We start from the raw sequence: 18456 nt of genomic DNA on the forward strand, positions 1-18456 counted from the left end.
TTAATTGAACAAGTCAATATAATTTTAGTTTCAAACGCTTGGAATAACGGATTGACCCCCTAATTTTGGACACATCCTATCTTATTTTAGGTTATTCTTAAAATTTCTCATTTTTTCTTGGCAAGAAAGATCAAATCCCTCTTGCCTTATACTCGAATTTCTTTAATTATTAACGCTTCCGTTTGCGCTTTTTTGTAAAATTCATGCGGCGGAAGATCGAGAATGCTTGAATGAATCCTCCGTTCGTTATAAAATCGCATATACTCCACCACAGCTTGATAAGCCTCTTCATAGCGATCAAACACCATTCTCCCTAGACATTCCTCTTTTTGATTGTCCAATGAACACCGGAGCGGCACTTCGTACAGTTGCTTGTTCAAGATGATCGCACCCCTCGCGAATTTTTACATAACGCGCATTATAGATCATCCTACAGTCATATGGGTCATACCAGTAATCGCCCCTTCATTCATCGAATACACTTGGTGACATAATGACTGTATGTCCACCTTGTTGTGAGACGTCAATAAAATCGTGCAGCCCCTTTTGTTTTCTTCCCTGATAATCTCATACACCTTGTCTACAGATTTTTCATCCAGGCCATTCATTGGTTCATCGAGCAATATAAGTTGCGGCTTCTCCATAATGCACTGCGCGATGGCCAGTCTTTGTCTCATTCCGAGAGAATACGCCTTCACCGGCCTTTTATCATGCGGATCCAATCCCACTCTCTCGATCGCCTCTTTCACCTCACTCTCTCCGATTTTTTTCTGAATCATGGCTAAAAAATTTAAATTATCGAATCCTGAGTATTGTTCAAGGAAACCTGGTTTTTCCAACAAAACTGCGATATCGCTCGGAAACGATACGTCTTTATGCAACGTCTGGCCAAATACTGCTACCGTGCCGCTGGACGGCTTCACAAGTCCGCTTATGACTCGGAATAACATCGTTTTCCCAGATCCGTTCGGCCCGACGAATCCATAAATCTTTCCTCTCTCCAACTCTAAGTTGATATTGCGCAAAACTTCTCTCCCTTTTATCGTTTTTGAAACATTGGACAAGACGATCGCATTCATATCGCAAACCTCCTAGATATAATCCGCGTTCTTCACTCTCTTTATCGTCAGATACCCGAACACACCGATCAACAAGAGCTCCACGAACAGAGCCGACCACAACATAGGGCCGCCCCGCAAGAGATCCACCATGCTGTAGTACAAAGGAACAAAAGCCATCGGCCTCTTTACGCCTACAAAAAACAAAGCGAGAATGATGGCATTCGCCAGGTGATTCGTCGCATGCACCTTCAACAACATCCACACGCTGGCATGCCAATACAAATTCACTGCGATGCAAACGAACATGAGCACTAGTGAACGGTCAAACGAAAAAGCCATATGCGACACACAGAGACCGAAAACGCTGGCGATCAAAAACGCCGCCAACACATACACCAATGTAAACAGAACGCCAACCAGCAGCCTGGCCATCGTGTACGACGTCGTATCCCGCAACAAGATCCATAGTTTATATTCAAAAGATTTATCTCTTGTTTTCCAAATGATTTGGAGCAACACGACATATCCGAAACAAAACATCAACCAATACATCCAATTCGACATCGTCACCGATCCAAATAAACGAACGAGCGACTCGGATAGGTGTTTGGAAGAAAACGCCTCTGATCGGATAGACATCATCGTTCCTAACAACGGAAATAGGATGCATGTGATCCATACCCTTTTCAAGTCAACCTTGATGAGTGTGAACTCCAAAGACATCGGTTTCATAAGAGATCATCCTGAACATAATAATTTTTGTAGTTTGACGAAAAACGAACTATATTGATCAACATCATGATGATCAAGGCTAAAAAAATCATTGTCCAAACTGGAGACACTCTTTCACTTATGTAGAATACGTAAGGAATCACCCGGGCAGTGAACATATCCAATATGGCCAGCGTCATGACCGTCATGACGCTGAGAAAGCGTTTCGTCCAAAGATCCGTTAGTGCCACAAAAATCAATCCGAATATGGTGGTGACAAAAAAGTACATGAAGAGAAAATAAAGGAATGAACTTTTGTCATCACTGTGTGGCACATATAAAAAAACAGCATGGTAGTGCTTCATGTTTGGATATACCACATATTTCACAAACGCTGTACATAATCCGCCTACTACGGCAACAACGAGAGACACAAGCCCCGCGAAAACGATGACCAATAGCGCTTTATGCATCCCGATCTGTCCCCGAGTGCGGTATCTTCTTAGCACAATCCAAATATTGGTTTGAAGCGTTGAACCTAAAAGAAATAAAAAAGCAGGCAGATGAAAAAATTCATACCGATAGAGCAAGACAAAATCTTTTAGGCTATGCCACTTCGCAATAGTGCTCGATCCCCATGGAAGGACGGCTGCGATCATCAACAAGGCCATAACCCCAAGAACCGTTTTGATGACGGTTCGATGCAGCTGCACATCTTGCCAGACAAAATCGAAGTTCTGTTTACAGAACATCCTCATTCTTCTTCACTCCATACCAAAATACCCCTAAGGCCATCATGAATTGGAGAGCGAACACGATGACGATTTTATGATAAGACAGTCCTTCTACTGGTTGTGACGGAACTAAGAAATTAAATGGGTCCCAGCCCAACTTGTTCGTGATCGTCAACACCGCCCAACAAACCATATAAATGATTTGCGGCAACAACGTGATCAAATATCGATTCTTCATCACTAACGAAAACGCCAAACCAAGGCAAACATAACCGCCGGCAAATAGCCCCCCGATCACGTAATAAACGAATATGTACCAGTAAGGCGAGATCGCAAGCAAAGACGAAAAGAGCGTTTTCTTTTCCCCCTCAAATGAATTATCCGGCAACTGCAGCGTCCCATCCATGAGTTGCCTGTATGCATGCGAAAAACTCGAATAATCCCAATGGTTGGTCAAAAGGTTCACAAGCACAACCCCAAGAAGAAGAGGAAGAAGAAATAAGAAAAACGCGCTGATATAGGCAAACAAAAATTTCCTCCGGTAATATACGCCTCTACCCATTCGCGTTAATTGGTAATGAAGATTTCCGCTGCTTTGGTCTCGATAAATCGAATCCGCTAATGGGATCGATAACAATAATGGAAAAAGGAAGTAGTATAAGGCTGAAAGCACGTTAAAACTATAGCCTCCTAGACCAATCCATGCGAAGTGGGGCGATGTCAAGGCGAGAACATTCTGATTGTGATGATAGATTCGTTGGAGCAACTTCACATATTCGTTGTATTCTTTCACCCCCGTCACGACGGCGCCAATGACGAGCAACAGCAGGCACGCTGCGCCGATGTAAAAATTCTTGTTCTTGACCATTTTTAATAACTCTGCATACATGCTATCCTCTCCTATATCTTTTGGGGCTGATCCCCTTCGCCACCTTCGTGGCGAAGGGGAATAGCTCGACGAAGGAAACGGCTCTCTCTCCAAAATGCAGTTGATCATATCCGCTTGAGCCGATCACTTATCAGGATAGAATTTACCCGCAATATCAACAGTGACATAAGTGAAGGATGCATTTTTCCGCAACTAATGAAACTTTTTTACCAACAGCACTTTGATCTACAGTAAAATAGCGAGTGTCATTATCCGTTACATTCAGCGCGGTTGGCGACACTTTCGTCGAGCCTTGCTGAATCCACATATTCGCTTTATATCCTTGTCCAACGACCGAATTTTCCACTTTGCTTTGGCTGTTCGTCGCTTTATTTGCGCTCGCTAATTCCGTGTCAGCTCCAAATCATGGAAGGCTATTTGGGCAAAGAGGTGGCCTCCATGGTCAACGTGTGCCGACAAACCGTTTCCCATTATGTGTCGCTGTTCAACGAAGGCGGTCTGGAGATCTTGCTTCATCGGGATTTCGCCCCCGGGCGGGAGCCGTTTCTCACCGAAGAACAGCAGGAAGAGATCAAACAGCTTGTGTTGACCACCACTCCCGTGGAACTGGGCTGGGACGTCGCTTCGGCGTGGAACACCAAACTCCTGCAATCCGATGTCGAAAAGCACTTCGGTGTTTGGCATTTCCCGCGAAGCGTTACGAAAACTCCTGCACCGCAAAGGGCTGTCGTGGACACGGCCGGCCTACACATTGGCGAAAGGCGATCCGGATCGACAAAAGAATTTTGAGAAACAGATCGACTTCCTAAAAAAAACTTAATGGATCCTGATTCGGTCTTGTTGTACCTTGATGAAACACATATCCGCTCTTACCATGTCTTGCGGTCCACATGGTCGGAAGTCGGCCGCCAAAAACAAGTGCCGACGTTCGGCCATCATGCCCACGTATCGCTGTTTGGCGCGGTCAACATCCACGATGGCGAAACGGTGCTTCTCAAACGACCGCTGCCAATGCCGCGACGTTCTTGGATTTCTTGAGAATGCTCAAAGAGCGCTATCCGGACCGTCTCATAGTCTTGGTGTTGGATAACGCCCGCATTCACCATGCCAAAATGGTCAAGGAGTTTTTGCGGGAAGAAGGGCAGTGTTTTCACTTTATTTACCTTCCTCCCTATTCGCCACAGCTGAACCCGATCGAACGCTTATGGAAATGGCTGAAAGATACGGTGATTGCCAATGTATTTCACAAGGACCGCAACGATATCATTCAAGCCATTACTCGGTTTGTCAACTACATCCACGAACGTCCGGAGGAAGTGCTGCAGCACTTAGGGTGTGCAGGATGACTGAGAAGTTAACTCTTCATGTTGCATGTATATATTATTTGTAATCATCATATAATAAATGGTATATTTTGTAAATACATAATTTATATTTTATATAACAAAAATTATGAATTATTTAATTTTATAAACTCCTACTACTTCATCATCGTCATCAATCAACTTATAGTTGGGATAACCGTTGATTAAATCAATACCAACACTTCAGCAGCAACGTTCCATATCACGTGATGGGTTAGAACCTGCTTTTATGTAGAGTATAACTGCATTTAATAAGTCTGGAGGAACGCTTATGACGTTGTCATATGCTTCGTAGACCAATTTCTTCCCTCCAAATAACAGTCTTGAAGCATCTTTTGCTTGGACATCTGCCTCCGAAAGGAGTATCATTAACGAACGTTGTACCAACTCCCTCACTCGGATATCATGAATTTTTTCATTTACCAAGAAAACCATTCTAAATTTTTCGTGATCCGAAGTGGAGCGAAATGTCGTATAAATAAAATTCGGCATGATATCGTATTGCTCACATCTCTTTACAGCATCAGCAACCGACAACCCTCCGTCAATATCGAGCGCAAAAACCTGTGGACTGATCCAATAAGCATTTTTTCTAATCCCATCTTTAAATTAAAAACAGTAGGCGCAAAACTTTTTTCATTTGGAATGACAACAACCTTCGCAAGTTCTTGCATCGTTACTTCTATCGGCAAATTAGCAATAAGAATACTTTGTGCAAAATTGCTTAATAACTCTGTTCTCCATAAATTTTGCACATTTATTTTCTATGATGATATTAGCATTTAGTTTGTTTATGGAGGGAAATACATGAAGAAATTATTGTTTGGAACCATTTTAGCGGGAGTTGTTGCTATTGGTGCAGCCTGCTCAAATAATGCTTCTCAGAGTTCTATGCAAGGACACGATATGTCAAACATGAGTACCAAAGAGGAAAAAACACCCAAAACCTCTGAAGTCAATGAGCAGCTGCCTTTAGCAACAAGTACACAAGTTTTATCAAGTAAAGAGATTAATCTTACTGCTAAGGAAGCATTATTACAAATAAATGATAAAGTGAAATTTCCGGTCTACACGTATAATGGATCTGTTCCCGGAGCGCAAATCCGTATTAAACAAGGGGATCGAGTAAAAATCTATTTTAAAAATGAATTACCAGAACCGACGACAATTCATTGGCACGGCTACCCTGTTCCGAATAGTCAAGATGGCGTTCCGGGTGTCACGATGGACGCAATTAAACCGGGGGAAACCTTTACGTATGAATTTACTGCAACCGTACCGGGAACATATTTTTATCATTCCCATCAAGAAAGCGCGAAACAAGTGGACAAGGGACTATACGGCACATTAATCGTAGAACCTAAGAATGAGGAAAAAGTAGATCGAGATTATACACTCGTGTTAGACGAATGGATGAGCAATCCAGATGAAGGAAATATGGATATGAGTGGAATGGATCATAGTAATATGGGACATGGAAATAGCTCGGATAACCAACATATGGATATGAGCAGCATGGGCCATGATATGAGTATGTATGATATTTTCACGATTAACGGGAAAAGCGGTTCCGCTGTCAAACCTTTAAAAGTGAAGAAAGGCGAAAAGGTGCGGCTTCGCCTTATAAACGCAGGATACATGTCCCACAAACTCCACCTGCATGGTCATGAGTTTAAAATTGTCGCAACAGACGGGCAGCCGTTAAAAGATCCGCAGCCAATCAAAGACGAACTTTTAAATATTGCTCCGGGTGAACGTTATGATATTGAATTTATCGCCAATAATCCGGGGGAATGGCTATTAGAATGCCATGGTGATATGGAAGGTACCGATGGCATGAAAGTGAAAATTCAATACGAAGACCAGACAAACAATACGGACAAAGCAAATGCAAAAGAAGACCTCCCTATCGTTGATATGACAAAATACGGAAAACATGAATTAGGTCAATTTACATTAGATCAAAAATATGATGTAGAGTACACAATGGATTTAGGAACAGCGATGGGCAAAGATGGCATGATCTTCACGATTAATGGGAAAACATATCCTGAAACAGCACCTGTAAATGTTAAGAAAGGAGATCTAGTAAAAGTAAAATTGGTGAACAATTCACCGAAAGATTTACATCCTATGCATTTACACGGACACTTCTTCCAAGTATTAAGTAAAAATGGTAAGCCAATTACAGGTTCTCCATTGATTAAGGATACCTTGAATTTAAAACCGGGGGAAGAATATGTAGTCGCATTTAAAGCGGATAATCCGGGAAATTGGATGTTCCATTGCCATGACTTGCACCACGCTTCGGCCGGAATGGTCACAGAAGTAAAATATAAAGATTACAAATCTGACTATACACCAGATCCTAACGACATAACTAATAAAGGTGAATAATGACTTATCGTAGTAAGTAAAAAGGCTGACTTCAAAAGGTCGATTTAGCAACCTTTTGAGGCAGCCTCTTATTTCTTGTAATGAGATGATATACTTTTCGTTACAAAAGTAGTAAATCGCATTTCCTGTGCTCAATATAACGAAAAAGACTGGATTTTACTATAACTTTTTGGATAGCTGCTCAAATTCGTCTAAATTGATCTCTCCTTTGGCTAATCGTATTTTTAATATTTCCATTGGAGATAACTCTTCTTTGCGGTCATTGATAAAACGATGTAAGAGATAAAAACCAATGGCGATTAATACAATCCAGAATAACATCATCCCGATCATCATAGCCCAACCTCCAAACATCGTATGAAAAATCCCCATTTCACTTTCCCCTTTTCTAACTTTAGAACCAATAAGTGATAGTGTCTAATATGCCAAGTAAGATCATCATGATTCCAGCTGCTTTCTGAACGAAACTTCCTGCTTGTCTCCCTTTTTTCATTAGAGTGCCGCTAAATCCTAAGTACCAAAGGATGAGGATGAATAAAATAACAGGTACAGAGGTTCCGACGGCAAAGACACCCGGTAATAACACTCCATAAGACGTTGAGTATACCAAAGGCATTAGAGTAACAAAAAATAGAACAAACATGGTTGGACAGAAAGCTAATGAAAAGCCAAAACCCATTAAAAAGGAGCCTATTTTTCCTTTCTTTAAAAATCTCTCAGGGATTTTGAACAAGGTTACGTTCCAATACATTTTAAAAAGCCCTAACAAGTATAGGCCTACAAGAATGAGAATAGGACCGATCAGCTTTCTTAACCACGGAAAATACAATGTTAGTGTACTTTGCATCTCTTTTCCCATAAACCAGACAATCAAACCTAAACCGGAAAAAGCAATGATTTTACCCAAAATAAATAGGAACAACTCTTTCCACGCAATCCCTTTTTGCAAGGACTGATTACTGTACAATGTGATCGCTCCCAAGTTGCCAGTAAGCTGACATGGAGCCACCGCTCCTACTATACCAAGAATAAAAGCTGACAAAATGGGAATAGCTGTCGTGCTATTTGCAATATTGAGAAATGGTTGGCTTAGAAGGTTACTTATTTGACTCAGGAACGAATACATCCTTCTTCTCACCTTCTTCTCTATCTGATGTCTATATTGTAGCAATAAATTTTGCAGAAACTATGGGGTGGTATATTTTAAGCAAGTAAAAAGACATACCCTCGCATGTCTTTTATTAAAAAAAATTCCCTTTCGATGCTAGTCTTGCCCAGCTTTCACCGTTATTTTTGGTCATGAAAATATCCCCGTTCATGGTAGCGATCACAATTTCCTTCTCATTTTTCGGATTAGAGGTCATATACATGATATGATCTTTTTCATCGAGTGCAGGAACAGAAAGAACTTCCTCTTGTTTTGAGTCTAATGATTGTTTGATAAGTACAGGCTTATTATTCTCTACAGCAGCAAATAAAATAGATTTTTCTTGGAACACAAAAGTCGTCGTATTGATCTTTCGAGTAAACCGTTCAAACGTATTCCCATTATCTTTGGAGACGAAAATTCCTTCAGGCGTACTAATTCCGACCATATTTTCGTCCGTTGGGTGGGCAGCAATCGTTCCTGCAACAGTTTGCGGCAGGCCGTTTAATTGACTTTGCAACCACGTTTTGCCGTCGTCTTTACTGTAGAATAATCCTTGTCCGATCGTTTTATTTGCTTCTTGGTTCACGACATAAATCGTATGACTTTTATAGCCAACTGTCATATAATGGAAATCAGATTCTTTATAAAATCCTAGATTCATCAACGTTTGTCCATTATCCAAACTTTTCACAAGACCAAGAGGATTTCCTAAAGATGAACCTTCTTCTGGGTGTCCCGATGCATAAAATCCATCGTCTGTTGCAGAAAAGCCCATATAATCATGTTTATTGGAAGTCGTTTCATACCACTTATTATTTTGGTAAACGAGTAAACCTTCATGTGTAGCAAAGTAAATCGCATTTTGGTTGTCTGCATAACCGATTCCATGTAAATGTTCGAACTTTCCTTCTTTCTTTTCTTTAAAGAAAGGATTATTTGTAACAGATACGTTCGATTTTGCTTGTTCTTTGCTATTGATAAAGGCCTGTTTTTTTTCATTGGATGATGAACAAGCGCTTAGAAGAAGAATAGCCGATGTAATCATCACAGCTTTCGCCATTTTTTTCATTGCTGATCCCCCTTTTTGTATATGAAGTAGATGTAGTACATTTTATAGCAGAAATATTTGCAGAATTTATGGAGTTTGTTTCTCTGGATATATATGATATTTGCCACTCTTTACAAATCCCTTTCAATTTTGTTGATTTGAACCTTTTTTCGATTGATTTTCTTCCAAGTAAATAAGAATAAAAAAACAGACAAAAATGTTAATATTACTTTCCCTTGCCATGTCCAATTCATTAATTGATAAACCGAATAGGCTTCTAAAAGTAAGGCAGGTATCTTCCCTATTGAGCTGGCAATCATAAAGATAAGCAAGGAGGTTTTTCCGATCGCTGCAACAAAGGTCACTGCTCCTGATGGAACAAAAGGGAGAAGCCGCAAAGATAGAACAAGAAAAAAGGCTTCTAACCCTTTTGCATCAAGCAAACGTCTGACTTTCGGGTGAGAAAATAGCTTGGATTCAGAAAGCTTCTTGAAGCCTTTACGATATAAAAGAAAGGAGATAATTGCTCCAATTGCTTCCCCTGCAAAAGATAAAAAAGTGCCTTTCCAAAATCCGAACACAGCCAAATTGGCAGCTGTGAGAAAAACGCTTGGAACAAGCCCTAAAATACTGATCATAATATTTATAGCGATACTAATGAGGTAAGCAACATTTTCATATGTGTTGAATAGTGTAATGATTTGCTCTTTCATCCTCTTCTTACCTTATGCCTCCCATTTATATCCTACGCCCCAAACGGTTTATAGGCGAAAGATAAAGATAAAGATCAAGTAAATCTAACATTCGTTTTTCATCGTCAACCAGTAAAATCGTGTACATGCTCATCCCTCCGGCAATGTAATAATCATGTTTGTTCCTTTTCCATATTCACTTGCGGCGTAAATCGAGCCTCCGTGCGCTTCCACAATTTTCTTGGCGATGGCCAGCCCCAGTCCTGTTCCGCCGCTGGTTCTTGATCTTGATTTATCCACTCGGTAAAAACGTTCAAAAATATGCGGCAAATCCTCTTCAGGGATCCCTCTGCCTGCGTCTGAAACAATAATCACAATGTTGTTTTTCTTCGCTCTTGCATCAATAGAGACGGTAGAACCTTGATCCGCATATTTTAAAGCATTGTCTAACAAATTTATCATCACTTGCTCAAAACGTTTTTGGTCTATATGGACAGTTATGTTTTTTTCGCATTGATATACCAAAGACATTTTTTTAGCTTGAAACGCGATTGCAGGTTTTTATCTTCCACCGTATTTACAAGCTTTCAAAAATAAGCACCCCAAGGTCAACTTGTTGCTTCTAAAAGGGATTTGTAAAGATTTATTGAAAGGAATAAAAGAGGGTAAATATGATTTAGCCATTATACTTGATCAAAAACAAGAAGACCCTGACTTAAATTTTATCACAATAAAAGAGGAGCAATTGGTTTTAGTTGCGAAACCAGATCACCATTTGGTTCAATTCAGCAATGTAAGCATAAAGGATTTAAGTGGTGAAAAGTTAATTATTACAGAGCAAAGATGTAGTTATCGTGAAATAATAGAAAATTTATATCGCAGTCATGCAATACGACTTGAATACTCTATTGAATTAGAAAGCATAGAAGCAATTAAACGTTGTGTATCATATGGTCTTGGAATCGCTTTTTTACCGTTAATGACTGTAGATGAAGAAATAAAAAAAGAAGAATTAGCTTATATTCCCCTTTCTTATCCAGAAATAAAAGTTTATTTGCAATTGGTTTACCATAAAAAGAAATGGATTTCACAATCAATGCAGCAATTGATAAACCTATTATTGGAGAGTTAATAATATATGTTTGTCTTTTAGACTATTAGGATTATGTGGTAGAAGCATATTTATCATTGTTTTTGGGCAAAAGCTTATTTCACTAATAGACAGCTTAGTTGAACAAGAAAGAAGAGTAAAAAGGTTTAAATGAAAATTTAAATAATTTAAAGAACCGTTGCTAAGGAGGTTTAAATTAATGGATTATAAAAAAGCATTACAACAATACATAGAGGCAACGAATACTCATGATTTCAATAATGTGAAAAAAGTATTACATGAAAATGCTATTTTTTTGTTTACAGATAAAACATGTACAACGATGCAAGAAATCCAAAACTATTTTGAAAATGCTTGGGACATCATTAAAGAAGAAGTTTATACCGCAAACAATGTACATTGGTTAACCGTTGACCAAAATTCTGCAACTTGTACTTATATATATCATTATGAAGGTTATCATAACGGAGAATTTGTTTCGGGGAGTGGTAGAGCTACTAATGTGTTCATTAAGAATGAGAAAGGAGAATGGAAATTAATACATGAACATTTAAGCAGTTTTTAATAAATATTACAGTTAATGCTGGACTAACGTCTACGATACTTGAATAAGGAATGCATATTTTATTCATTTTCCAAAGGGCTTTAAAAACGAAAAATCCCCTGTTTAATCAAAACATCAGGGGATTTTTCATGTATATCTACATTTGAAAAATCCTAAAGCACTACAGTACATCGAATAAGATAACATAAAAGGTAGGAACATATTAAACATAACTAATATGTGCTTATCTTTGTTTTTGGCAAGTAAAAAATGCATGAAATGGCAATTAAAAATGCCGTTTCATTGCTTTAATGATCGCAGAAACAATGTAATCCGCGATGTTCGCTCCAGGCATCCAATCTTTGATAAACTCCTTCGATTCCTCTTTCGGTTCAATGGTGATCTGTGTGAATCCACTCTGTTGTAACATGGATTCCAACTCTCCAATCGATGCTGCTCCTGATACACAGCCCGAATACAAGACATCCATATTGTTTTTGATTTCCGATGGAAGTTCTGCTGTCGCCACAACGTCGGAAATGACAAGGCGCCCTCCTGGTTTTAGCACACGATAGGCTTCCTTGAACACTTGGGGCTTATCTGGGGAAAGGTTAATGACGCAATTGGAAATAATGACATCGACCGAACCATCTGCCACCGGTAAATATTCGATTTCTCCTAACCGAAATTCCGTATTGGTAAAGCCGCCCTTGGCAGCATTGTTGCGTGCTTTGCTGATCATTTCTGGCGTCATATCCACACCAATGACGCGCCCGGTTTCTCCGACCTGACGAGCAGCCAAAAAGCAATCAAAACCGGCACCGCAACCAAGATCCAACACCACTTCTCCGGGTTTCAATTCCGCAATTGCTAGCGGGTTGCCGCAACCAAGTCCAAGATTGGCTCCTTCTGGCACGGCAGATAATTCCTCATCCGAGTACCCTAGTTTTGCCGATACCTCATTCGGTGTACCACAACATCCGGAAGAAGCTGAACAACAGCTGCCAGAATTTACTTCCTGCAGCGCGATTTTCTTATAGCGGCTACGGACATTTTGCCGGATTTGATCGTTATTAACGTGATTCATAAGTTATCACTCCTTAAATGATATAGAATAAAAATCCTGATAACGTTGCCATCGTCATAACAGAACCTACAAACGCAAAGACCAGCTTCTTTTGAAAGATACTGTGTAATAATGTGATCTCCGGTAAGCTTGCACCTGCTGAGCTAATCATCAGCGCCATGACTGGTCCCAATGCCATGCCCTTTGCAATCAACATTTGCGAAATGGGAATCATTGTGGAAAGACGGATGTACAAAGGAATTCCGATGATTGCTGCAAGTGGAACAAGCCACCACTTATCACCCCCCCATATAGGTTGAAATCCATTCTGCCGGTACAGTACCATGAATAATGGTTCCAATGCCTGCACCTAAAAGCAAATATGGATAAACCGTTTTCATTAAGTGAAAGGTCTCCTGTAAAGATTCTCTCATGTTTCGTCTCTTTCCGATCTCTACTTCTCCTTTCACCATTACTTGCTTTATTTGATTTTCAAATCCGAGTTTTTCAAGCGTGAAACCAATCAGTATGGATAAAATGGTGGTGATAATGGTATAAGAAATCGCCACTTTTACTCCGAGTATTGCAGCCATGAGTGTCAATATGGTTGGATCGAGCACAGGAGATGCAAAGAGAAAAATCATCACAATACCAAAACGGACTTTCTGATTTAAAAGTGAAACGACAACCGGAATCGTAGAACAGGAGCAAAACGGTGTCACAAAGGCAAACGCGACAGCAACCAATGCTCCCAATAACGGATGGTGCTTTGTTAACAAACTTTACATTTTATCATAAGGAATATATCCTTCTAGAAAGTTAATGACGAACGAAATAGCCAAAAACAAAAGAGTTAATTCTAACGCAATAGAAAGAAAATCTTGAAGAATCGCTATGCTCATTTATTATTTTATTTGTAAAACGCAAATATCTGTTTAACGAATAGGCAAGCCTGAATACGCTTGCCTCAAAATAACGGTTTACAACAAACACTCGATTTTGCCATGCACTCATTCAACAATTTAATCGAACGAATCACTGTTTCTTTCTCAAATTCCGTCATATGCGAAAACACTTCTTCTAAATATCGATTTATTTCTCGATCAATGGTTGTTGCGATAAACTTTCCCTCGGTGGTTAACGATAACGTGTATACCCTTCGATCTTCCGGAAGTGGCGTTTTTTTTACTAATCCCTTTTTCACTAAATTTTGAATCTGTCTGCTGAACGTGGTAATATCCATTCCCAATGCTTCAGCCACTTGTTGCATGGAAGGAGATTCTCTTTTGTCAATTTCATAAAGAATATGGCTTTGAACAAGAGAAATATCTACAGCATCAATAGAACAGCAATTTTTATTCAACAATCCGAAACGACGTGTCATCACTTGAAACAACTCTCTAATGTTTTCCATTTTTTCACCTCTATATTATTTATATCACATTATTTGCAAATTACAACTATTTATTTCGAAAAAATAAAGAAAATGATCGCCCTTTGTTTTGCATGAAGCATTATATCAACTTAAATAAAATCAGCCGAGAAGAATCTTCTCGGCTGTCATTCAGTCTTTATTCGCCTGTTTCAGCAAATTTTTTGATGCGCGCGCCGATTTCATCGCGGATGCGACGGAATACAGCTAATTTTTCCTCTTCCGTTCCTTCCGCCTTTGCCGGATCATCAAATCCCCAGTGTACGCGTTTCACATTTGGCGGGGTTACCGGGCAATGGTCTGCTGCATGACCACATAATGTTACAACCAAATCCGCTTTATTTAAAATTTCCGGATCAATGACATCCGATGTCTGGTTGGAAATGTCAACCCCTGCTTCTTTCATGACTTTTACCGCGTTTGGATTTAGTCCATGCGCTTCAATACCGGCGCTGTACACTTCCCACTCGTCGCCAAGATATTTTTTTGCCCATCCTTCTGCCATTTGGCTGCGGCAAGAGTTACCTGTGCATAAGAAGTAAATGATCTTTTTGTTTTTCATGTTTTATTCCACCTCTGTTGTTAGTATGATACTGATTCTGTTTTAAAGTATTTTCGTTGAAACCATAGTGCCACGTTGACTAACGCAATCATGACAGGCACTTCCACAAGTGGTCCAATGACTGCTGCAAATGCTGCACCAGAATGGATCCCAAACACGCCAACAGCTACGGCAATCGCTAACTCAAAGTTATTACTGCCAGCTGTAAAGGCGAGTGTGGTGGTGACAGGGTAGCTCGCTCCAAATTTCTTCCCCATGAAGAAGGAAACGAAAAACATCAACACAAAGTAAATCAACAATGGAATAGCAACTCTCACTACATCCAACGGCAAACTTACGATAGCGTCTCCTTTTAAAGAGAACATGACGATAATCGTAAACAATAAAGAAATCAATGTAATCGGGCTGATTTTTGGAATGAATACTTTTTCATACCACTGTCTGCCCTTTGCTTTTACCACCAAAAAGCGCGTCACCATTCCGCCAAGAAACGGAATTCCTAAGTAAATGAACACCGACTTGGCGACTTCCATCATTGTAATATGAACGACAGCACCTTCTAGTCCTAACCATTCTGGAATGATTGTCACAAACACATACGCATAAACAGAGTAAAATAGCACTTGGAATACAGAGTTAAACGCCACCAATCCAGCCGCGTACTCTCTATCTCCATTCGCTAAATCATTCCAGACAATCACCATCGCAATACAACGTGCCAGACCAATCATGATGAGTCCGACCATGTATTCCGGCTTATCCGGCAAGAATACGATCGCCAACAAAAACATAAGAATCGGTCCAATAATCCAGTTTTGTACGAGCGATAACACTAATACTTTCACATTTTTAAAGACGCGTCCCATCTCCTCGTAGCGAACTTTTGCTAACGGAGGATACATCATTAAAATTAAGCCAATGGCAATTGGAATCGATGTCGTTCCTACCTGTAAACTGTTTATTGCATCTACAAAACCCGGAAAGACGAATCCTAAGCCAATTCCTGCTGCCATAGCAAGGAAAATCCAAAGCGTTAAGTATCGATCCAAGAACGATAGACGTTTTTTCTCCGTATTATTCATTTTTCCCTCCTCATGTAATTATTAGGTTAACAACCGCAACGGAGCGCAGGGTTGTTTTCCTCAATCTTACGAATATTTTCTGTTTGATCTGGAATATATTGCAGAATATCTTGGACAAAATCATATAACTCACTTTGTGGATTGAGGGAATAATAAATCCACTGCCCCCTCCTATCCTCTTTTACTAATCCTGCATCTTTTAACTTGCGAAGATGCTGACTAATCGCCGGCTGACTCATGTCAAACACCTCAAGAAGCTCACATACACAACATTCACGTTGTTTTAAGATTGCCATGATCGTTAAACGTGTTTTATCACCTAGCAACTTTAAAACGTGTGATGCTTTTTCTATTTCCACTACTGTTTTTTGCACAGGAACACCTCCTATTCTTGTATAATTATATAGCTATTTACTTATATATGAACGAAAATGAAATATGATACTCCTAAATCCCTTTATTAGCAATTTTGTTCTTCTCACACTAAATAACATCTTCATATCCACGACATGGATATGGTAGTGTAACCATACTTACCCTTCCCTTTAATAAATATATAACTATATACTTATATAAAACAAGAGAAAAAACGACTTTAACATAATCTTTACAATTCAAACGAAAGTATGAAGACGGAAGTAAACTTGTCTTATCTCCTCTCTCCTCCTCGTCATAAATTTCTTTTATTTGTTTCGATACATAAGTTCAATGAATAAATCGCAAAGATTTTATCCTTTAAAATTTACAAATATTCACCTGTTTTTTATGTTTTTCCGAAAGGCTAATTATCTTTTGATATGTAAAAACGCCTTAATATGAGCAGATCGAGCTTCTTTTATGAGACCAAGCAAACCGAACAATGAAATCCAATAGTTGAAAAGCCCATAATTAAATGAACCTCTTCACAAATAAAACTCTATCTTGATTTGGTCCGTCATAATCAGTATGTACAGAAACCCCATCTATTTCTTTATCTCCGCTTTTTTCGATGTTCCATTGGTCGCATTGCTTCTCATCGAGATTCTTTGGCCTGCCCCTAAAACAGCATATATTTGTGTCAGGCTCACTGGCTAGTTCCAAGTAGGGGCGTTGTTTAACTTGTTTTACAAATTCTTCTGCCCTTAAATAACCTTCATTTATTAGCTGGTCATAACCCTTTAGTCCAATATGTTGAAGAGATAAATATAACTTCAAAATATCCGCATGGCGGGTGCCTTGAACAGTTATTTCACCCAAATTTGTAAAATCTGTATCATTCATATATGGCGCTGAAATACGGAATTCCGTCTCCAGCAAGTCGCGGTTCTTAAATAAAACCATGGCACATGTCTTTGTCACATACATCCATTTTGAGGGTTAAAAGTGATAGAATCTGCCTTTTCAATACCCAGAAAGACGGGCGCGGTGCTTATCAGAAAAAACCAATGCCCCGCCATAGGCGGCATCCACATGCAACCATAGTCCATACTTCTTTGTTATTTCTGCAATGGATGAGATAAGGTCAATATTACCCGTCACCGTAGTTCCAGCCGTTGTCACAACTGCAAAAGGCCGTTTTCCTTCTTCAATCATTTTATTAATCTTTTTCTCTAAATCTGAAGTATCCATCTGAGAATTTTGATTAGTTTTAACCGCGATTACACTAGATGTTCCTAAACCAAGTAACATTGCAGCTTTATGCAGAGAAGTGTGGCTAGCTTCTGAAGCCAAGATCACTGGTTGTTCCATTAACCCAGTTAATCCTTCCTCTTTAACTGAAAAGTGGTGATTACGCGCCACTGCAAGAGCTTGTAAGTTCGCAAGACTTCCGCCGCTTACCATTACTCCCCCACTCTGTTCATCGTAACCAAACATTCGGGCAATGTTCCGCAGCACTTGTACTTCCATTTGGGAAAATACAGGAGGCATTTCAAGACTCAGCATGTTGTTATTAAGCATTGTTGTTACAAATTCACCCAAGCAGGAAATTAGAGTTGGTATAGAGTCCATATGTCCGATATAGTTAGGGGTTAGAGGATTCATTGAATTTCTTAAAATCTCCTTTAATTGTAGAAGAATATCTTCAGCTGGAATCCCTTGTACAGGAAACTCGCCAAACGTATAATTTTCCATTTGAGGTAAAGGCGGGCGTTGCTCTGAACTGGCAGAATTTTCTATAACTAAATCCATAAATGTTTTAATCAGGCTGGCAACTTCGTCTATATTTTGCCCACTTGGCTCAATAAACGCGTTATTAGGGAGAAAATCAAGATTCATCATTATCAACCCTTATTTCAAGATCATTCATTAGCATTAGTTTGTGCAAATAATAGTTAACGATATATTCATTCTGGATCACTCCCTTTATTATCGGGATCCAATCTATACACAATCGTTAAAATAAGCGAAGAAAGTACCATCCAAAATACAACCCAAAATAAAAGAAAAGGCATTCCTAACACATATGGCTCTATTCTATTCGCAAAGGGCAAGAAACCTAACAATCCTATAAAAGGCACCCAGAGCAAAAGTTTAATATATTTCAAAATATCCCCCCTTGTATTTAAATTAAAATTACGTTAAAGTATCTCCATGTTAGCTTGGATGTGATAGGTCTAGGAAATGTTTCAAAGC

21 protein-coding genes and 4 pseudogenes are annotated in these 18456 nt (G+C 39.4%); 7 read left to right on the forward strand and 18 right to left on the reverse strand.

Annotated features, from left to right (window positions below):
- Positions 1 to 146: 146 nt before the first annotated feature.
- The 5 genes from AOT13_RS12825 to AOT13_RS12845 are packed head-to-tail and all read right to left on the reverse strand — an operon-like array spanning position 147 to position 3395.
- Positions 147 to 380: an IS3 family transposase gene (locus AOT13_RS12825; RefSeq protein ID WP_052518214.1), complete on the reverse strand. Its 234-nt coding sequence runs from the start codon at positions 378 to 380 to the stop codon at positions 147 to 149.
- A gap of 45 nt (positions 381 to 425) precedes the next feature.
- On the reverse strand, positions 426 to 1079 hold the full coding sequence (locus tag AOT13_RS12830) for an ABC transporter ATP-binding protein (RefSeq protein ID WP_012749282.1): 654 nt from the start codon (positions 1077 to 1079) through the stop codon (positions 426 to 428).
- 12 nt (positions 1080 to 1091) lie between these two features.
- Positions 1092 to 1793, reverse strand: coding sequence for a hypothetical protein (locus AOT13_RS12835; RefSeq protein ID WP_042386218.1), 702 nt, complete (start codon positions 1791 to 1793; stop codon positions 1092 to 1094).
- The gene (locus AOT13_RS12840; protein WP_042386215.1) at positions 1790 to 2530 is read right to left on the reverse strand and encodes a hypothetical protein; all 741 of its coding nucleotides are present in this window, start codon (positions 2528 to 2530) and stop codon (positions 1790 to 1792) included. The genes AOT13_RS12835 and AOT13_RS12840 overlap by 4 nt, the downstream gene beginning before the upstream one ends.
- Positions 2514 to 3395: an NADH dehydrogenase gene (locus AOT13_RS12845; RefSeq protein WP_042386213.1), complete on the reverse strand. Its 882-nt coding sequence runs from the start codon at positions 3393 to 3395 to the stop codon at positions 2514 to 2516. Before AOT13_RS12845 ends, AOT13_RS12840 begins: the two co-directional genes overlap by 17 nt.
- A 438-nt stretch (positions 3396 to 3833) precedes the next feature.
- Here AOT13_RS12845 and AOT13_RS21460 point away from each other — a divergent pair.
- From AOT13_RS21460 to AOT13_RS12870, 5 genes and pseudogenes are all read left to right on the forward strand, one after another.
- A pseudogene (locus AOT13_RS21460) lies at positions 3834 to 3899 on the forward strand (hypothetical protein); the annotation flags it as partial.
- Between the two features lie 151 nt (positions 3900 to 4050).
- Positions 4051 to 4215: a winged helix-turn-helix domain-containing protein gene (locus AOT13_RS21465; protein ID WP_376699872.1), complete on the forward strand. Its 165-nt coding sequence runs from the start codon at positions 4051 to 4053 to the stop codon at positions 4213 to 4215.
- Complete coding sequence (locus AOT13_RS21085) at positions 4215 to 4433, forward strand: transposase (RefSeq protein WP_232511524.1); 219 nt, start codon at positions 4215 to 4217, stop codon at positions 4431 to 4433. The genes AOT13_RS21465 and AOT13_RS21085 overlap by 1 nt, the downstream gene beginning before the upstream one ends.
- A 2-nt stretch (positions 4434 to 4435) precedes the next feature.
- On the forward strand, positions 4436 to 4741 hold the full coding sequence (locus tag AOT13_RS21090; protein WP_232511525.1) for a transposase: 306 nt from the start codon (positions 4436 to 4438) through the stop codon (positions 4739 to 4741).
- An 825-nt stretch (positions 4742 to 5566) separates the two neighbouring features.
- A complete protein-coding gene (locus AOT13_RS12870; RefSeq protein WP_042385947.1) occupies positions 5567 to 7156 on the forward strand; it encodes a multicopper oxidase family protein in 1590 nt (529 codons plus the stop codon).
- Between the two features lie 159 nt (positions 7157 to 7315).
- Here the strand turns inward: AOT13_RS12870 and AOT13_RS12875 are convergent, their stop codons facing one another.
- The 5 genes and pseudogenes from AOT13_RS12875 to AOT13_RS12895 all read right to left on the reverse strand — a co-directional run.
- On the reverse strand, positions 7316 to 7492 hold the full coding sequence (locus AOT13_RS12875; RefSeq protein ID WP_232511526.1) for an SHOCT domain-containing protein: 177 nt from the start codon (positions 7490 to 7492) through the stop codon (positions 7316 to 7318).
- A gap of 58 nt (positions 7493 to 7550) precedes the next feature.
- Positions 7551 to 8282, reverse strand: coding sequence for an urease accessory protein UreH domain-containing protein (locus AOT13_RS12880; protein ID WP_042385943.1), 732 nt, complete (start codon positions 8280 to 8282; stop codon positions 7551 to 7553).
- A 115-nt stretch (positions 8283 to 8397) separates the two neighbouring features.
- Positions 8398 to 9375, reverse strand: coding sequence for a F510_1955 family glycosylhydrolase (locus AOT13_RS12885; protein ID WP_042385941.1), 978 nt, complete (start codon positions 9373 to 9375; stop codon positions 8398 to 8400).
- 110 nt (positions 9376 to 9485) lie between these two features.
- Positions 9486 to 10067 carry a TVP38/TMEM64 family protein gene (locus AOT13_RS12890; RefSeq protein WP_003250485.1) on the reverse strand — a complete coding sequence of 194 codons (582 nt, stop codon included), beginning with the start codon at positions 10065 to 10067 and terminating at the stop codon, positions 9486 to 9488.
- Between the two features lie 129 nt (positions 10068 to 10196).
- A pseudogene (locus tag AOT13_RS12895) lies at positions 10197 to 10595 on the reverse strand (sensor histidine kinase); the annotation flags it as partial.
- A gap of 1 nt (position 10596) precedes the next feature.
- Here AOT13_RS12895 and AOT13_RS12900 point away from each other — a divergent pair.
- Entirely contained in the window at positions 10597 to 11178 is a 582-nt protein-coding gene (locus AOT13_RS12900) for a LysR family transcriptional regulator substrate-binding protein (protein WP_232511601.1), read from the forward strand.
- Between the two features lie 178 nt (positions 11179 to 11356).
- Positions 11357 to 11722 (forward strand): YybH family protein, encoded by a 366-nt coding sequence (locus AOT13_RS12905; protein ID WP_013400830.1) that lies wholly within the window; start codon positions 11357 to 11359, stop codon positions 11720 to 11722.
- A 265-nt stretch (positions 11723 to 11987) separates the two neighbouring features.
- Here AOT13_RS12905 and AOT13_RS12910 read toward each other — a convergent pair whose 3' ends face one another.
- From AOT13_RS12910 to AOT13_RS12945, 8 genes and pseudogenes are all read right to left on the reverse strand, one after another.
- Positions 11988 to 12788 (reverse strand): arsenite methyltransferase, encoded by an 801-nt coding sequence (locus AOT13_RS12910; RefSeq protein WP_013400829.1) that lies wholly within the window; start codon positions 12786 to 12788, stop codon positions 11988 to 11990.
- A gap of 13 nt (positions 12789 to 12801) precedes the next feature.
- Positions 12802 to 13669: pseudogene (locus tag AOT13_RS12915) on the reverse strand (permease).
- A 65-nt stretch (positions 13670 to 13734) separates the two neighbouring features.
- Complete coding sequence (locus AOT13_RS12920; protein ID WP_013400828.1) at positions 13735 to 14181, reverse strand: MarR family winged helix-turn-helix transcriptional regulator; 447 nt, start codon at positions 14179 to 14181, stop codon at positions 13735 to 13737.
- A 157-nt stretch (positions 14182 to 14338) separates the two neighbouring features.
- On the reverse strand, positions 14339 to 14761 hold the full coding sequence (arsC, locus tag AOT13_RS12925) for an arsenate reductase (thioredoxin) (protein WP_003250450.1): 423 nt from the start codon (positions 14759 to 14761) through the stop codon (positions 14339 to 14341).
- A 20-nt stretch (positions 14762 to 14781) separates the two neighbouring features.
- A complete protein-coding gene (arsB, locus tag AOT13_RS12930; protein ID WP_013400827.1) occupies positions 14782 to 15843 on the reverse strand; it encodes an ACR3 family arsenite efflux transporter in 1062 nt (353 codons plus the stop codon).
- 26 nt (positions 15844 to 15869) lie between these two features.
- Entirely contained in the window at positions 15870 to 16217 is a 348-nt protein-coding gene (locus AOT13_RS12935; protein WP_013400826.1) for an ArsR/SmtB family transcription factor, read from the reverse strand.
- Positions 16218 to 16731: 514 nt separating this feature from the next.
- Positions 16732 to 18102, reverse strand: a pseudogene (locus tag AOT13_RS12940) (pyridoxal phosphate-dependent decarboxylase family protein).
- Positions 18103 to 18167: 65 nt separating this feature from the next.
- Positions 18168 to 18368: a DUF3311 domain-containing protein gene (locus tag AOT13_RS12945; RefSeq protein WP_003250437.1), complete on the reverse strand. Its 201-nt coding sequence runs from the start codon at positions 18366 to 18368 to the stop codon at positions 18168 to 18170.
- Positions 18369 to 18456 lie beyond the last annotated feature (88 nt).

The organism is Parageobacillus thermoglucosidasius (genome assembly GCF_001295365.1).
Classification (GTDB): domain Bacteria; phylum Bacillota; class Bacilli; order Bacillales; family Anoxybacillaceae; genus Parageobacillus; species Parageobacillus thermoglucosidasius.

Bases quoted from the DNA above. Each gene is read 5' to 3' on its own strand.
- AOT13_RS12880 (WP_042385943.1), bottom strand. From the start codon at position 8,282: ATGTATTCGTTCCTGAGTCAAATAAGTAACCTTCTAAGCCAACCATTT.
- AOT13_RS12890 (WP_003250485.1), bottom strand. From the start codon at position 10,067: ATGAAAGAGCAAATCATTACACTATTCAACACATATGAAAATGTTGCT.
- AOT13_RS12920 (WP_013400828.1), bottom strand. From the start codon at position 14,181: ATGGAAAACATTAGAGAGTTGTTTCAAGTGATGACACGTCGTTTCGGA.
- AOT13_RS12905 (WP_013400830.1), top strand. From the start codon at position 11,357: ATGGATTATAAAAAAGCATTACAACAATACATAGAGGCAACGAATACT.
- arsB (WP_013400827.1), bottom strand. From the start codon at position 15,843: ATGAATAATACGGAGAAAAAACGTCTATCGTTCTTGGATCGATACTTA.
- AOT13_RS12910 (WP_013400829.1), bottom strand. From the start codon at position 12,788: ATGAATCACGTTAATAACGATCAAATCCGGCAAAATGTCCGTAGCCGC.
- AOT13_RS12875 (WP_232511526.1), bottom strand. From the start codon at position 7,492: ATGATGATCGGGATGATGTTATTCTGGATTGTATTAATCGCCATTGGT.
- arsC (WP_003250450.1), bottom strand. From the start codon at position 14,761: ATGAAAAACAAAAAGATCATTTACTTCTTATGCACAGGTAACTCTTGC.
- AOT13_RS12840 (WP_042386215.1), bottom strand. From the start codon at position 2,530: ATGAGGATGTTCTGTAAACAGAACTTCGATTTTGTCTGGCAAGATGTG.
- AOT13_RS21465 (WP_376699872.1), top strand. From the start codon at position 4,051: ATGTCGAAAAGCACTTCGGTGTTTGGCATTTCCCGCGAAGCGTTACGA.
- AOT13_RS12830 (WP_012749282.1), bottom strand. From the start codon at position 1,079: ATGAATGCGATCGTCTTGTCCAATGTTTCAAAAACGATAAAAGGGAGA.
- AOT13_RS12870 (WP_042385947.1), top strand. From the start codon at position 5,567: ATGAAGAAATTATTGTTTGGAACCATTTTAGCGGGAGTTGTTGCTATT.
- AOT13_RS12885 (WP_042385941.1), bottom strand. From the start codon at position 9,375: ATGAAAAAAATGGCGAAAGCTGTGATGATTACATCGGCTATTCTTCTT.
- AOT13_RS21085 (WP_232511524.1), top strand. From the start codon at position 4,215: ATGGATCCTGATTCGGTCTTGTTGTACCTTGATGAAACACATATCCGC.
- AOT13_RS12835 (WP_042386218.1), bottom strand. From the start codon at position 1,793: ATGAAACCGATGTCTTTGGAGTTCACACTCATCAAGGTTGACTTGAAA.
- AOT13_RS21090 (WP_232511525.1), top strand. From the start codon at position 4,436: ATGCTCAAAGAGCGCTATCCGGACCGTCTCATAGTCTTGGTGTTGGAT.
- AOT13_RS12845 (WP_042386213.1), bottom strand. From the start codon at position 3,395: ATGTATGCAGAGTTATTAAAAATGGTCAAGAACAAGAATTTTTACATC.